This is a genomic window from Pseudomonas sp. NPDC090755 (genome assembly GCF_044769005.1).
Lineage (GTDB): Bacteria > Pseudomonadota > Gammaproteobacteria > Pseudomonadales > Pseudomonadaceae > Aquipseudomonas.
This window is the reverse complement of record NZ_JBIVXC010000012.1, coordinates 26,003-39,487: the sequence shown is the minus strand read 5'-3', so window position 1 is coordinate 39,487 and position 13,485 is coordinate 26,003. Positions and strand designations below refer to the sequence as shown.

Genomic DNA, 13,485 nt, shown 5'->3' with positions numbered 1-13,485 from the left:
GGACAGCCCATGAACAAGGTGGCATTCATCACCGGCGCCAGCCGTGGCATCGGTCGTGAAGCGGCGCTGGCCTTTGCCCGCGCCGGCTTCGACCTGGCGATCAGCGCCCGCACCGTCGACGAGGGCGAACAGCATGACCATGCCCTGCGTGATGCGACGGGCGAGCCGCTGGCCGGTAGCCTCAACAGCACGGCGGCGGCGATCCGGGCATTGGGTCGGCGGGTGCTGGTGGTGCCCATGGACCTGCTCGACAGCGCCTCGGCGCTGGAGGCGTGTGCGCGGGTCATCGCCGAGTACGGGCGAATCGACGTGCTGATCAACAACGCGATCTACCAGGGTCGTGACCTCAACAGCACCTTCCTGGACCTGCAGCCACAGACGCTTGAGCGGGTCTTCCAGGGCTACCTGCTGACGCCGTTCCTGCTGACGCGGGCGGTCGCCGAACAGATGCTTGAGCAGGGCGGCGGGGTGGTGATCAACGTCACCTCCGGGGCCGGCGAGAGCGACCCGCCGGTGGCGGCCGACAAGGGCGGCTGGGGTTATGCCTATGGCGCGGGCAAGGCGGCGGTGTCGCGGTTGTCCGGGGTGCTGGCGGTGGAGTTGGGCGAGCGGGGCATCTGTGCCTACACCCTCAACCCTGGCGTGGTGAGTACCGAAGCGTTGAAGGCGACCATCGGCGACAAGGGCGTGATTGCCTTGCGGGCCGGGATCGCACCGCCGCAGGTGCCGGCCGAGGTGATGCTGTGGCTGGCGACCTCGCCTGAGGCGCCGCGGTACCAGCGGCGGACCGTTGCGGCGCAGGTGATCGCGCTGGAGGAGGGCATAGTGGCGGATTGGCGCGAGCGCCAGGCCTAGGGCTGCTGCGCAGCCCATCGCAGGCTTCGCCAGCTCCCACAAGAGGGCTCGGCACGCCTGGGACTGATGTGCGTCCATCGCAGGCTTCCACAGGGTTCTCGACATGTCCCGGCCTTGGTGTGGGAGCTGGCGAAGCCTGCGATCGGCCGCGCAGCGGCCGCAATCCTGAAACATAAGGTTCAATTAACCCTGCACCCACGGTGCCGTTCACAGCTACCTTGAAAACACCCCCTCAAGGAGCACGACATGGACCGTCCAGCCTCCCACCGCTTGCGCCGGGGTCGGGTATCGATCCCGGGCCAGGTGTATCTGCTGACCACCACGGTGGAACATCGCCAACCTGTGTTCACTGATGTTCACCTGGCCAGGATCGTTATCGGGCAATTGCGATGTGCTCAGCATTGCAACCTGGCCAGGTCATTGGCCTGGGTGCTGATGCCCGATCACCTGCATTGGTTGGTCGAACTGCAGCACAGCACCCTGGATACATTGATGCGCCGGATGAAGTGCCGCAGCACCTGCCTGATCAACAGGACCGGCAAGCGACAGGGGTGTTTATGGCAGAAGGGATTTCATGACCGGGCATTGCGTCGGGAGGACGATGTGCCGGCCGTGGCGCGGTACATCGTCGCCAATCCGTTAAGGGCCGGGCTGGTTTCGCGGGTCGGGGATTATCCGCATTGGGATGCTGTCTGGCTTTGAGTCGGGTGAGGGCTATCGCGGGCTGCGCCCGCTCCCACAGGGGATTTGGCCGCGCTGTGGGAGCAGGGTGGGGGTCAGGCCCGCTGGCGGGCCAGGGTCATCGCCGTATCTTCGATCATGTCCTCCTGGCCGCCCACCATGCCGCGTCGGCCCATCTCCACCAGGATCTCCCGCGCCGGCACGCCGTACTTCTGCTCGGCGCGCTTGGCGAACAGCAGGAACGAGCCATAGATCCCGGCATAGCCCATGGTCAGGGCATCGCGGTCGCTGCGGATGGGGAAGTCCATGATCGGCACCACCAGGTCTTCGGCCACGTCCTGGATGCCGAACACGCTGACGCCGGTCTCGATGCCCATGCGCTCGCACACCGCTACCAGCACTTCCATCGGCGTGTTGCCGGCACCGGCACCGAGCCCCGCGCAGGCCGCATCGATGCGGGTGGCACCGGCAGCGATGGCGGCGATGGAGTTGGCCACGCCCATGGACAGGTTGTGGTGACCATGGAAGCCGATCTCGGTCTGCGGTTTGAGTGCCGCGCGCATCGTCGCTACCCGGGCGCTCACATCATGGGGCAGCAGGTAGCCGGCCGAGTCGGTCAGGTAGATGCAGTTGGCACCGTAGCTTTCCATCAGCAGGCCCTGCTTGACCAGGCCTTCGGGGCTGTTCATGTGCGCCATCATCAGAAAGCCGACGGTGTCCATACCCAGCTGGCGGGCATGGGCGATGTGCTGTTCGCTGACGTCGGCCTCGGTGCAGTGGGTAGCCACGCGGATGGTGTTGACCCCAAGCTCAAAGGCCATTTTCAGGTGGTCGACGGTGCCGATCCCCGGCAGCAGCAGGGCCGAGACCTTGGCGTTTTTCATCAGCGGGATCACCGCCGACAGGTACTCCTCGTCGCTGTGGGCCGGAAAGCCATAGTTGACCGAGCTGCCGCCCAGGCCATCGCCATGGGTGACTTCGATCAGCGGTACCCCGGCCTGGTCCAGGCCGCAGGCGATGTCTTTCATCTGCTGCAGGCTGATGCGGTGGCGCTTGGGGTGCATGCCGTCGCGCAGGCACATGTCGTGGACGGTGATTCGCTTGCCGCTAAGTTCCATGGGCGTTTCCTCAGGCAATGGCAGGTTCGGGGGTGGCGCGCAGTTGCAGGTCGCCCTTGAGGATGTCCTCGGCGAACATCTCGGCGGTGCGCGCCGCGGCGGCGGTCATGATGTCGAGGTTACCGGCGTACTTGGGCAGGTAGTCGCCCAGGCCTTCGACTTCCATGAAGATCGACACCCGGTTGCCGTCGAACACCGGGCCGTTGACCAGCTTGTAGCCGGGCACGTAACGCTGTACCTGGGCGATCATGGCGTCGATGGCGGCGCGGATGGCCGCTTCATTCGGGGCCTCGGCAGTCAGGCAGTGCACGGTGTCGCGCATGATCAGCGGCGGTTCGGCCGGGTTGACGATGATGATCGCCTTGCCCTGTTTCGCCCCGCCGACCTGCTCCACGGCGCGGGCGGTGGTGCGGGTGAACTCGTCGATGTTCTTGCGGGTGCCCGGGCCGACCGATTTCGACGCGGCAGTGGCGATGATCTCGGCGTAGTCCACCGCCTGCACGCTGGACACCGCGGCCACCAGCGGGATGGTCGCCTGGCCGCCGCAGGTGACCATGTTGACGTTCATCACCCCGGCGGCGAGGTTGGCCTTGAGGTTGACCGGCGGCACGCAGTAGGGGCCGATGGCGCAGGGAGTGAGGTCGATCATCAGCACGCCCAGGGCGTTGAGCTTGCGCGAGTTCTCGGCGTGGACGTAGGCGGAGGTGGCATCGAAGGCGATCTGTACCTGGTCTTCGAGCACATGGGGCAGCAGCCCGTCGACGCCCTCGGCGGTGGTTTTCAGGCCCAGTTCACGGGCGCGCTGCAGGCCCTCGGAGCCGGCTTCGATGCCGACCATCCACACCGGCTCCAGCACCTCGCTGCGCAGCAGTTTGTAGAGCAGGTCGGTGCCGATGTTGCCCGGCCCGATCAGCGCACATTTGATCTTCTTGCTCATGGTTCATCACTCCAGGAAAGGGAAGGCGGGCGCGGCCTCAGGCGACGAAGCGCAGGCTGGCGTTGCCCAGGCCGCTCATCGACAGGTTGATGCGGTCGCCCGGCACCAGCGGTACCAGCGGCGCCAGGGCGCCGGAGAGAATGATTTCGCCCTGGCGAAAGGGAATGCCCAGCTCGCCCAGGGTGTTGGCCAGCCAGGCCACCGCCGCGCACGGATGGCCCTGCACCGCCGAGCCCAGGCCGCTGCCAGCCGGCTGGCCGTTCTTGAACATCTGCATCTCGACCCGGGCAAGATCCAGGTCACGCGGGTCGATGCGCTGCTCGCCAAGGGCGAAGACCCCGCACGAGGCGTTGTCGGCCACGGTGTCCTGGATGCGGATCTGCCAGTTGTCGATGCGCGAGTCGACGATTTCGAAGCACGGCGCCACCGCGGCGCTGGCGGCGAGCACGTCTTCGGCGCGGATACCCGGGCCCTTGAGGTCCTCGCCAAGGATAAAGGCGATCTCGCCCTCGGCCCGCGGCTGGATCAACTGGTAGCGGGCGAAGCTGACTTCACTGGCGTCTTCGACCTGCATGGCATCGGTGAGAAAGCCGAAGTCCGGTTGGTGAACATCGAGCATCTGCTGCACGGCGCGGCTGGTGACGCCGATTTTCTTGCCGATCACCCGCTCGCCCAGGGCTTCGCGGCGCTGTAAAAAGCGCAGGGAAATGCGGTAGGCCTGATCCAGGCTGATGGCCGGGTGGCGTTGGGTCAGCGGCGCGAGGGTGGTGCGCCCGCGCAAGGCATTGAACAGTTCATCGCCCAGGGCGGTGATCAGGGAGGTATCCATTGGCGGCTCACTCTGTACGGGTGGAATAAAAAAGCCGGTCCCAAGGGACCAGGGCACCGGCAAAAGGGGACGGTCAGCCTGGCCAGACGCTGCTGTCGGCACCACCATCGACATCGATGATCTTGCCGGTGACCCAGCCCGAGGCCGGGCTGGCCAGGTACAGCGCGGCAGCGGCGATGTCCTCGGGGCTGCCCAGGCACTTGAGCGGTGTATTGGCTTCCATGGCCTGGCGCATGGCGGCCGGCATGACCTTGTTCAGGGCTTCGGTCAGGGTCGGCCCGGGGGCCACGGCATTGACTCGCACCTGCGGGGCGAAGTCCTGGGCCAGCAGGCGGGTCAGGTGGCTCAGGGCGGCCTTGGCGGTGCCGTAGGCGCTGAAGTGGCGCTGGGCATAACGGGCGGCCACGGAACTGATGTTGACGATATTGCCGCCACCGACCTCGCGCATCAGCGGCACGCACAACTGGCACAGGGCATAGGTGCTGGAGACGTTGAAGCGCAGGATCTCGTCGAACTGCTGCGCAGGCATCGCCAGGGCATCGTTGGGCCCGCCGCCGCCTGCGTTGTTGACCAGGTGGGTGATCCGCCCGAACTGCTCAAGGCTGCGCCGTACCAGGGCCTGGCGCTGCTCGTTGTCGTTGACGTCACAGGCCACCGCCAGGGCGCGACGGCCGAGGCTGCGCACCTCCTCGGCGACGCGCTCGATGTCCTCGGCGCTGCGTGCGCTGCAGACCACATCGGCGCCGGCTTCGGCGTAGGCCAGGGCGATAGCGCGGCCGATGCCGCGACCACTGCCGGTGACGATGGCGACACTGCCGGGTAGCTGGAAACGTTGAAGGATACTCATTCGGCTGTCCTTTCCTGTGGGTGAGTGGACGCGGGCTGTGCTCGATGGGGCGATTGTTTCCCGGCCCCGGGGCAGTGGCATCGTCTCAACGGACTACGGAGGTGGCCCTTATCGCAGGCTTCGCCAGCTCCCACAGTAGATGTGTGCAGCGGGTTCCTGTGGGAGCCTGCGACGAACCCCACACCGCTCTAGTCCGCTTTGACGATGAAGCAAGGCCTGTGCAATCCGATCATCCATCACGGCTCGCGCATTGGCGCTACGAGATTGGGAGAACAAGAAGGATGCACAGCATGCGAGAAAAGACCGAGGAAGAAATCGAACTGCTGGAGCGGGCACGGCGCTTGCTGCCGGCGCTGCGTGAGCGTTCGGCGCAAGGTGACCGCGAGCTCAAGGTCGCCGACCAAAGCATTGCCGAGCTGAAATCGGCAGGGCTGTTGCGCGCCCTGCAGCCACGGGCGTTCGGCGGCTATGAAGTGGACCCGCGCACGTTCTTCGAGATCCAGATGATCCTCGCCCAGGGGTGCATGTCCACCGCCTGGGTCTACGGCGTGATGGGCGTGCACCCCTGGCAGCTGGCGCGCTACCCGATCGAGGCCCAGCGCGAGGTATGGGGTGAGGACCACGACACCCTGGTGTCGTCCACCTACATGCCCACCGCCAAGGTCACCGTGGTCGAAGGCGGCTACCGGATCAGCGGGCGCTGGGGCTTCTCCAGCGGCAGCGAGCACTGCCAGTGGGTGCTGCTGGGCGGCATCCTGCCGGCCGACGCGCAAGTGCCTGCCGAGCACGGCACCTTCCTGCTGCCGCGCAGCGACTACCGCATCGAACGCAACTGGGAGGTGCTGGGCCTGCGCGGCACCGGCAGCCACGACATTGTCGTCGAAGACGCCTTCGTGCCAGCGCACCGGGTCCAGCGCACCAACAACTGGACCCTGGAGGCAACCCCGGGGCGCCTGGTCAACACCAACCCGATCTACGCCATTCCCTTTGCCCAGGTGTTCTCCCGCGCGGTGTCGACCTCGGCCATCGGCGCGCTGCAGGGGGCCATCGATCTGTTTCGCGCCAACGCCGCCCAGCATATCGGCAAGCACGGCGCGCGCACGGCGGACGATCCGGCGGCGCAAACCGCAGTGGCCGAAGCCACGCTCACGGTCGACAGCCTCAAGCTGGTGCTGGAGCGCAACTACGAGCACCTGATGCAACTGGCCCGCGCCGGTGAGTACCCGGACGTGGAAACCCGCCTGCTGTACCGCTACCAGTCGGCCTATGTCACCAACCTCTGCGCCGAGAAAGTCAACGAACTGCTGCGCTGCATGGCGGCCTCGGGGCTGTACACCAGCAACCCGGTGGCGCGGCTGTTCCGCGACCTGCACCAGGCCCGCGGGCACATCGCCAACAACTACCAGGCCTACGGCCGGGTGCTGGGCGCGGTGCAACTGGGCCTGCCCAACCCTGACCCTTACGTCTGAAGCCTTCGCCCGTCGACCTGCCCGCCCGCCGGGCAGGGGACCCTTGAGAACCGAGCCATGAATGACTTTCTTGCCTTGCGCGTGGCGCGGGTGGTCGAGGAAACGGCCGATGCCCGCTCGCTGATCTTCGATGTGCCCGAGCACCTGGCCGAGCGCTTTCGCTACCAGCCCGGGCAGTTTCTGACCCTGCGCATTCCCTTCGCCGATGACTGGTTGCCGCGCTGCTACTCGTTGTCGAGCACACCTTTGCTGGACGAACCCCTGCGCGTGACGGTCAAGCGCGTGCGCGACGGACGTGCCTCCAACTGGTTGTGCGGCGAGCTGCAGGAAGGCCAGACCCTGCAGGTGCTGCCGCCGGCAGGGGTGTTCGTGCCGCGCAGCCTGGACGGCGACCTGCTGCTGTTCGGCGGTGGTAGCGGGATCACCCCGGTGCTGTCGATCCTGCGTTCGGCGCTGCTGGCCGGGCAGGGGCGGATCCTGCTGATCTATGCCAACCGCGACGAGCAGTCGGTGATCTTTCGCGATGAGCTGCGTTTTCTCGCCCAGGCCCACCCTGAGCGCCTGCAGATCGTCCACTGGCTGGATGCGTTGCAGGGTATCCCTTCGGCTGCGCAACTGGCGGCGCTGGCGCAACCCTTTGTCGATGCCCAGGCTTTTATCTGCGGGCCGGGGCCGTTCATGGACACTGCCGTCAGTGCCTTGAAAGGCCTCGGTATGCCGTCCGGCCGCGTGCACGTCGAGCGCTTTGTGTCCTTGCCGGGCGAGCGCGAAGTGCAGCAGGTCGCCGCCAGCGAGTCCGCGGTAGCCGCCCAGCTGGCCGTGCGCCTGGATGGCCAGGACCACCAACTGGCCTGCGACAGCGGCGAAACCCTGCTGGCCGCCATGGAACGTGCCGGCCTCAAGCCGCCCAGCGCCTGTCGGGTCGGCGGCTGCGCCTCGTGCATGTGCACCCTGGAAAGTGGCGATGTCGAACTGCTGATCAACGATGCGCTGGATGCTGACGAACTGGCCGAAGGCTGGATCCTGTCCTGCCAGGCGGTCCCCACCAGCGCGCACCTGCGTATCCGATTCCCCGAGTGATGCCGATGAACGAATTAGCCATGACGATACCCCGCCTGCTGTTCGACAGCGCCCGGCGCTTTGCCGGACACACGGCGATCGAAGATGAGGGTGTGTGCACCGACTACGCCGAGCTGCCGGCGCTGGCCCTGACCGTTACCCGCGGCCTGATGGCGCTGGGTATCCAGCCGGGTGACCGGGTCGCTGTGTGGGCGCCCAATGGCCGGGCGTGGATCATCGCCGCCCTGGGCATCCACTGCGCCGGTGCCGTGCTGGTGCCGATCAACACGCGCATGAAGGGCATGGAGGCCGCCGATGTGCTGGCGCGCAGCGGCTGCCGGGTGCTGTTCGTGCAGCAGCGTTTTCTCGATGTCGATTACCCGGCCTTGCTCCAGGCGCATCGGCCGGACAGCCTTGAGCATCTGGTGGTGTTCGCCAGTGACGCAGAGCGTCAGGCCTGCGACCTGAGTTTCGAGCAGTTCGTCGCCGGCGCCGCCACCATCGAAACCGTCACCGCCGAGCGTCGGGCCCTGGCGGTGCAGCCCGAGGCGGTGTGCGACCTGCTGTTCACCTCCGGCACCACCGGCAAGCCCAAGGGCGTGATGAGCGGCCATGGCCAGTGCCTGCGCGCCTTCAGCGAATACGTGCGAGTGATTGGGCTGGTGCCCGAGGACCGCTACCTGATCGTCAACCCGTTCTTCCATGCCTTCGGCTACAAGGCCGGCTGGCTGACCTGCCTGATCGCCGGGGCGACCATCCTGCCCCATGCGGTGTTCGACGCCGAAGCGGTGTTCCAGCGCATCGCCCGCGAGCGCATCAGCGTATTGCCGGGGGCGCCGACCCTGTACCTGTCGCTGCTGGCCCACCCACGCCTGGGCGAAACCGACCTGTCGAGCCTGCGCATCGCCGTGACCGGCTCGGCGAGCATTCCGCCGAGCCTGATCGAGCGCATGCGCAGCGAGCTGGGTTTCAGTTGCGTAACCACCGCCTATGGCCTGACCGAATGCGGGGGCCTGGCGACCCTGTGCAACCCGCAGGACTCGGCCGAGGTCATCGCCGGCACCAGTGGCCGACCGCTGGCCGGTACCGAGGTGAGCATCCGCGACCCGCACAACCTGGCGCTGGCCACGGGGCAGACGGGGGAAATCTGCCTGCGAGGCTTCCATGTGATGCAGGGCTATTTCGAGAACCCCGAGGCCACCGCCGAAGCCATCGACCCGCAGGGCTGGCTGCACACCGGGGACGTCGGCCACCTGGATGCGGCGGGCAACCTGATCATCACCGATCGCCTCAAGGACCTGTTCATCGTCGGCGGTTTCAACTGCTACCCGGCGGAAATCGAGGCGATGCTCATTGCCCATCCGGCCATTGCCCAGGTGGCGGTGGTGGGCATTGCCGACGAGCGCATGGGCGAGGTGGGTTGCGCCTGTGTGGTGCTCCGTGAAGGCGCGCAGTTGCAGGCGCAGGAGCTGATCGGCTGGAGCCGCGAGCGCATGGCCAACTACAAGGTGCCACGGCAGGTGCGCTTCATGAGCGCGTTGCCGCTGAACCCGTCGGCCAAGGTGGCCAAGAACGAGTTGCGGGCGCTGGTGGCGCAGGGCTGAGGTGCGGCTGTGTGGCCAATCGCCGGCTATGCCGGCTCCCACAAGTCCTGGCAAGGCACAAATCCCTGTGGGAGCTGGCGTAGCCGGCGATGGGGCCAGGTGGCCTAGGCCAAATGGATGATGCCCGTACCGCGGCGCCGTTTCACTCTGCGCAGGTCTTCACAACAACAAGAAAAGGATCGCTGCATGTCTAGGATCAACGTCGTCACTCACGGCGGGCTGCTGCTCACGCTTACCGTGGCCTGCGCCCAGGCCCACGCCGGCCCACGGCTGGAGCTGGGCGAGGACACCACCCTGGATTCGTCGCTGACGGTCAATTACACCGCCTCGATGCGTACCGCCAAACCCGCTCACCAGTACCTGGGCGACCTCAACAACGACGACGGCACGCGCAACTTCGACCGGGGTGCGCTGGTCACCAACCGCGTCAGCCTGTTCGGCGAGCTGCTGCTCAAGCACGACAACCTGGGCGCCGTGCTGCGTGGCAGCCACTTCTACGATGATGTCTACCACGAGCGCAACGACAACGACTCGCCCGGCACGGTGAACAAGATCGGCCGCGCCGACGGTTTCAGCGAAGACACCCGGCGCCTGAGCGGCAGCAAGGCGCGCCTGCTCGACGCCTACGTCTACGGCAACTTCGACGTCGCCGATAGCCAGTACCTGTCGGTCAAAGCGGGCCGCCACCTGGTGGCCTGGGGCGAGAGCCTGTTCTGGGCCAACATCAGCCAGGGCCAGGCGCCGGTGGATGCCACCAAGTTCAACGTCCCCGGCACCGAAGCCAAGGACGCCTACCTGCCGGTGGGCCAGGTGTCGGCGTCCTGGGCGCTGAACGAGGACCTGGCGCTGGTGGGCTTCTACCAGTACGAGTGGGAAAAGACCCAGCTCAACCCGGTGGGTGACTACTTCGGCAGCGACACCTTCGGCCCCGGTGCCGAGTTCTTTCGCCTGGCCCCGGGGGTGATCGACAGCCTGCCCGACACCCGCTTCACCGCCGTGACCTACGCCGGCGACGTCGAGCCCAGCGACAGCGGGCAGTGGGGCCTGGGTGTGCGCTACCGGCTCACCGAGAACACCGAGGTCGGCCTGTTCCACTACCGTTATCACGAGCGGGTCGGCGCGCTGTTCTTCGACTTCAGCGGCCAGACCCAGTACTCCTCGCTCAACCGCGTCGGCCGCTACGCCACTGCCGGTGGCGGCCCGGTGTACCGGGTGGGCTACTTCGACGATGTCGAGCTGACCGGGGTCAGCTTCAGCTCCAAGGTCGGTGATTCGGTGCAGTTCGCCGGCGACTTGAGCTACCGCGACGGCGCCGCGGTGTACCTGGACAACGGCGCCCCGGCCCGTGGCCAGCTGTGGCAGGGCAACCTGAACGGCAGCTACATCCTCGGCCCGAGCCTGCTGGCCCAGCAGACCACCTTCATGGCCGAAGTGGTGCACCAGCGCATCGATGGCGTCGACACCCTGCACGTCAGCGGTGGTGGGCCGGGCGTCGACGGCAGCTTCGACAACTTCGAGTACGAAACCCAGACCCGCGGCCAGACCCTGCTCGGCATCGGCACCTACATGGACTACCTGGGCATCGCCGATGGCCTGGACCTGACCACCCGCGTGGTCTGGACCCAGAATGTCGACGGCAGCGCCTACCAGGGCCTGGGCCGCGACGAGAAGCGCCTGACCGTTGGCGGTGATTTCAAATACCTGGGCAACTTCCAGGTCGGCCTGACCTACGTCGCCTACCTCAGCTCACCGGACATCGCCCAGGGCCGCCTGCTGGCCGACCGCGATTACCTGTCGTTCAACGCCAAATACACCTTCTGACCGAAAAGGGCCTGCCATGCACACCTCACCCTTCAGCCCGATCACCATCGGCCCGCTGACCCTGAAGAACCGCTTTATCAAGGCGGCCACCAACGAAGGCATGAGCACCCAGGGCTTGCCGTCGAAGCAACTGGTCAAGCTGCATGCTGACCTTGCCCGTGGCGCGGTGGCCCTGACCACCGTGGCTTACTGTGCGGTCAGCCGTGACGGGCGCACCTTGCCCAACCAGCTGACCCTGACCCGTGAGGCACTGCCGCACTTCAAGGCCCTGACCGACGGCGTACACCGCGAAGGTGGCCTGGTCAGCGCGCAAATCACCCACGGTGGCTGCTTCACCTTCATGCGCGAGCGCGCCACCCGCTACCCGCTGTCGGCCAGTGGAGGCTTCAACAAGATCGGCATGATGAGCGGTATGTTCTTCAAGCAGGCCATGACCGAAGACGACATGCGCCAGGTGGTCGAGGACTTCGCCCACGGCGCGCGCCTGGCCCGCGAGGCCGGCTTCGACGCGGTGGAGATCCACATGGGTCACGGTTACCTGCTCAGCCAGTTCATCTCGCCGATGTACAACAAGCGCCGCGACCACTACGGCGGCAGCCTGGAGAACCGCCTGCGCTTTCCGCGCAGGGTACTGCGTGCCGTGCTCGACGCGGTGGGGCAGGACCTGGCGGTGATCTGCAAGTACAGCGTCACCGAAGGCGCGCGCGCCGGCAACAGCGCCGAGGACGGGGCGAAGATCGCGCGCATGCTCGAGCAGGAGGGCGCCCACCTGCTGGTGCTCAGCGCCGGGATGAACGCCGAGTCGATCACCACCATGTTCGGCTCCTCGTTCCCCAAGGAAAACCGCGTGCAGCAGAAGAACCCGGTGATCGCCCTGGCCATGAAGATCCAGCGCCTGCGCGACCCCAAGGTGGAGTTCCGTGAACTGTACCTGCTGGAACATGCGCGCAAGGTGCGGGCGGCGGTGAAGATGCCATTGGCCTACCTGGGCGGGGCGAAGAGCCTGGCAGGCATCGAGCAGGTGATGGCCGAAGGTTTTGACCTGGTCGCCATGGGGCGGGTGCTGCTGGCCGAGTCGGACTACGTCGACAAGCTTGCCACCGGTGCCAGCAAGGACTCGATCTGCACCGCCTGCAACCGCTGCGTGGCGATGATGTACACCCCCGGCGGCACCTCCTGCGTGCTCGGCCAGCCCGGCGATGCCGAGCTCAACCGGCAACCGGCGGCAGCGCCCTAGGCGCTGGCACCGGTGTTGAGGTTCAACCGTGGCGCAGGAAGTCCAGGCAGCTGCGGTTGAACAGGTCACGGTGCTCGACCTGCACCCAGTGGCCGCAGCGGTTGAGCACGATGAAGCGGGCATTGGCCGCGCCGTCGATGATGCGCTGGGCACCGCTGACCGGGTTGAAGTGGTCGTTGCTGCCCCAGAAACCGAAGATCGGGCACGTAAGCTCGCCCAGGCGTGCTTCCATGTTCGGCACCTGCATGGTGCTGAACAGGTTCTTCGGTTGCGTGACCGCCACCGCCACCCGCTCCAGCAGCAGGCTTTGCGGCAGGATCGAGTCGTCGAACAGCTGCAGGCGCATCATGCTGCGCATCTCTTCCAGGCCGATGGGGCCGGCATTGAACAGGCTGACCATGCGCACGATGCCTTGCATCTGGAAGTAGGTCTCACGCTCCTCGACGCCACCCGGTGCCAGCAGGATCAAGCGTTCGGCCCGCGCCGGCTGGCGCAGCGCCAGGCCCAGGGCGATGGCCCCGCCCAGGGAATTGCCCAGCAGCGTGCAGTGCTCGATGTCCAGGGCGTCGAGCACGGCGACGACGTGGTCGATGAAGAAGTCCAGGTGGTACTGCACGTCCTCGGGCTTGTCCGAGCGTCCGAAACCGGGCAGGTCGAGGACGATGTTGCGGTAGCCGGCTTCGACGAACTGCGGGTAGTTGCCCTTGAAATTGCTGAAGCCACTGGCGCCCGGACCGCTGCCATGCAGCCACAGCACCACCGGGCCGCTGCCTTCGTCCAGGTAATGCAGGCGCAGGCCGCTGGGCGCGGTCAGGTAATGGCCGGTGGGTAGCGGCAGGTCTTCAGGTTGGTTCATCACAAGTCTCCAGAGTCGGCGATAGGGTGTGGCGCCAAGGGCCAGGCCACGGCGTGCCTGAAGGGGCAAGGGCGCCGGGCCTGGATTGCGCAGGGTTGATCGTCCGTTGCCGGGGCAGGGCCGGCATCGTCCATTCAGACCACGGCGGGGGCGTTAGTCCTATCGGACGATG

12 protein-coding genes are annotated in these 13,485 nt (G+C 66.6%); 7 read left to right on the top strand and 5 right to left on the bottom strand.

What is annotated here, in order from left to right:
- Nucleotides 1–9 precede the first annotated feature (9 nt).
- Both ACIQUS_RS17925 and ACIQUS_RS17920 read left to right on the top strand, forming a co-directional pair.
- Entirely contained in the window at nt 10–855 is an 846-nt protein-coding gene (locus ACIQUS_RS17925; RefSeq protein WP_403049126.1) for an SDR family NAD(P)-dependent oxidoreductase, read from the top strand.
- A 246-nt stretch (nt 856–1,101) separates the two neighbouring features.
- A complete protein-coding gene (locus ACIQUS_RS17920; protein WP_403049123.1) occupies nt 1,102–1,557 on the top strand; it encodes an REP-associated tyrosine transposase in 456 nt (151 codons plus the stop codon).
- Between the two features lie 74 nt (nt 1,558–1,631).
- On the opposite strand, the gene dmpG is transcribed toward ACIQUS_RS17920, so the two are convergent.
- The 4 genes from dmpG to ACIQUS_RS17900 form a co-directional block, all read right to left on the bottom strand.
- Nucleotides 1,632–2,654: a 4-hydroxy-2-oxovalerate aldolase gene (gene dmpG / locus ACIQUS_RS17915; protein WP_403049119.1), complete on the bottom strand. Its 1,023-nt coding sequence runs from the start codon at nt 2,652–2,654 to the stop codon at nt 1,632–1,634.
- Between the two features lie 10 nt (nt 2,655–2,664).
- Nucleotides 2,665–3,591, bottom strand: a complete 927-nt coding sequence (locus tag ACIQUS_RS17910; protein ID WP_403049116.1) for an acetaldehyde dehydrogenase (acetylating) — start codon at nt 3,589–3,591, stop codon at nt 2,665–2,667.
- A 37-nt stretch (nt 3,592–3,628) separates the two neighbouring features.
- Nucleotides 3,629–4,420, bottom strand: coding sequence for a fumarylacetoacetate hydrolase family protein (locus tag ACIQUS_RS17905; protein WP_403049113.1), 792 nt, complete (start codon nt 4,418–4,420; stop codon nt 3,629–3,631).
- Nucleotides 4,421–4,493: 73 nt separating this feature from the next.
- Nucleotides 4,494–5,267, bottom strand: coding sequence for a glucose 1-dehydrogenase (locus ACIQUS_RS17900; RefSeq protein ID WP_403049110.1), 774 nt, complete (start codon nt 5,265–5,267; stop codon nt 4,494–4,496).
- Nucleotides 5,268–5,548: 281 nt separating this feature from the next.
- Between ACIQUS_RS17900 and ACIQUS_RS17895 the strand changes: the two genes are divergently transcribed.
- The 5 genes from ACIQUS_RS17895 to ACIQUS_RS17875 all read left to right on the top strand — a co-directional run bounded on the left by ACIQUS_RS17895 (nt 5,549) and on the right by ACIQUS_RS17875 (nt 12,457).
- The gene (locus ACIQUS_RS17895) at nt 5,549–6,736 is read left to right on the top strand and encodes an acyl-CoA dehydrogenase family protein (protein WP_403049107.1); all 1,188 of its coding nucleotides are present in this window, start codon (nt 5,549–5,551) and stop codon (nt 6,734–6,736) included.
- Between the two features lie 57 nt (nt 6,737–6,793).
- Entirely contained in the window at nt 6,794–7,816 is a 1,023-nt protein-coding gene (locus tag ACIQUS_RS17890) for a 2Fe-2S iron-sulfur cluster-binding protein (protein ID WP_403049104.1), read from the top strand.
- A gap of 20 nt (nt 7,817–7,836) precedes the next feature.
- Complete coding sequence (locus ACIQUS_RS17885) at nt 7,837–9,399, top strand: FadD3 family acyl-CoA ligase (protein WP_403049101.1); 1,563 nt, start codon at nt 7,837–7,839, stop codon at nt 9,397–9,399.
- Between the two features lie 186 nt (nt 9,400–9,585).
- On the top strand, nt 9,586–11,220 hold the full coding sequence (locus ACIQUS_RS17880) for a DUF1302 domain-containing protein (RefSeq protein ID WP_403049098.1): 1,635 nt from the start codon (nt 9,586–9,588) through the stop codon (nt 11,218–11,220).
- A gap of 16 nt (nt 11,221–11,236) precedes the next feature.
- Nucleotides 11,237–12,457: an NADH:flavin oxidoreductase gene (locus ACIQUS_RS17875; protein ID WP_403049095.1), complete on the top strand. Its 1,221-nt coding sequence runs from the start codon at nt 11,237–11,239 to the stop codon at nt 12,455–12,457.
- Between the two features lie 22 nt (nt 12,458–12,479).
- On the opposite strand, the gene ACIQUS_RS17870 is transcribed toward ACIQUS_RS17875, so the two are convergent.
- Nucleotides 12,480–13,313 (bottom strand): alpha/beta fold hydrolase, encoded by an 834-nt coding sequence (locus ACIQUS_RS17870; protein ID WP_403049092.1) that lies wholly within the window; start codon nt 13,311–13,313, stop codon nt 12,480–12,482.
- Nucleotides 13,314–13,485 lie beyond the last annotated feature (172 nt).

Coding starts and splice junctions, on each gene's coding strand:
- ACIQUS_RS17920 (WP_403049123.1), top strand. CDS start 1,102: ATGGACCGTCCAGCCTCCCACCGCTTGCGCCGGGGTCGGGTATCGATC.
- ACIQUS_RS17885 (WP_403049101.1), top strand. CDS start 7,837: ATGACGATACCCCGCCTGCTGTTCGACAGCGCCCGGCGCTTTGCCGGA.
- ACIQUS_RS17905 (WP_403049113.1), bottom strand. CDS start 4,420: ATGGATACCTCCCTGATCACCGCCCTGGGCGATGAACTGTTCAATGCC.
- ACIQUS_RS17910 (WP_403049116.1), bottom strand. CDS start 3,591: ATGAGCAAGAAGATCAAATGTGCGCTGATCGGGCCGGGCAACATCGGC.
- ACIQUS_RS17880 (WP_403049098.1), top strand. CDS start 9,586: ATGTCTAGGATCAACGTCGTCACTCACGGCGGGCTGCTGCTCACGCTT.
- ACIQUS_RS17890 (WP_403049104.1), top strand. CDS start 6,794: ATGAATGACTTTCTTGCCTTGCGCGTGGCGCGGGTGGTCGAGGAAACG.
- ACIQUS_RS17900 (WP_403049110.1), bottom strand. CDS start 5,267: ATGAGTATCCTTCAACGTTTCCAGCTACCCGGCAGTGTCGCCATCGTC.
- dmpG (WP_403049119.1), bottom strand. CDS start 2,654: ATGGAACTTAGCGGCAAGCGAATCACCGTCCACGACATGTGCCTGCGC.
- ACIQUS_RS17870 (WP_403049092.1), bottom strand. CDS start 13,313: ATGAACCAACCTGAAGACCTGCCGCTACCCACCGGCCATTACCTGACC.
- ACIQUS_RS17895 (WP_403049107.1), top strand. CDS start 5,549: ATGCACAGCATGCGAGAAAAGACCGAGGAAGAAATCGAACTGCTGGAG.
- ACIQUS_RS17925 (WP_403049126.1), top strand. CDS start 10: ATGAACAAGGTGGCATTCATCACCGGCGCCAGCCGTGGCATCGGTCGT.
- ACIQUS_RS17875 (WP_403049095.1), top strand. CDS start 11,237: ATGCACACCTCACCCTTCAGCCCGATCACCATCGGCCCGCTGACCCTG.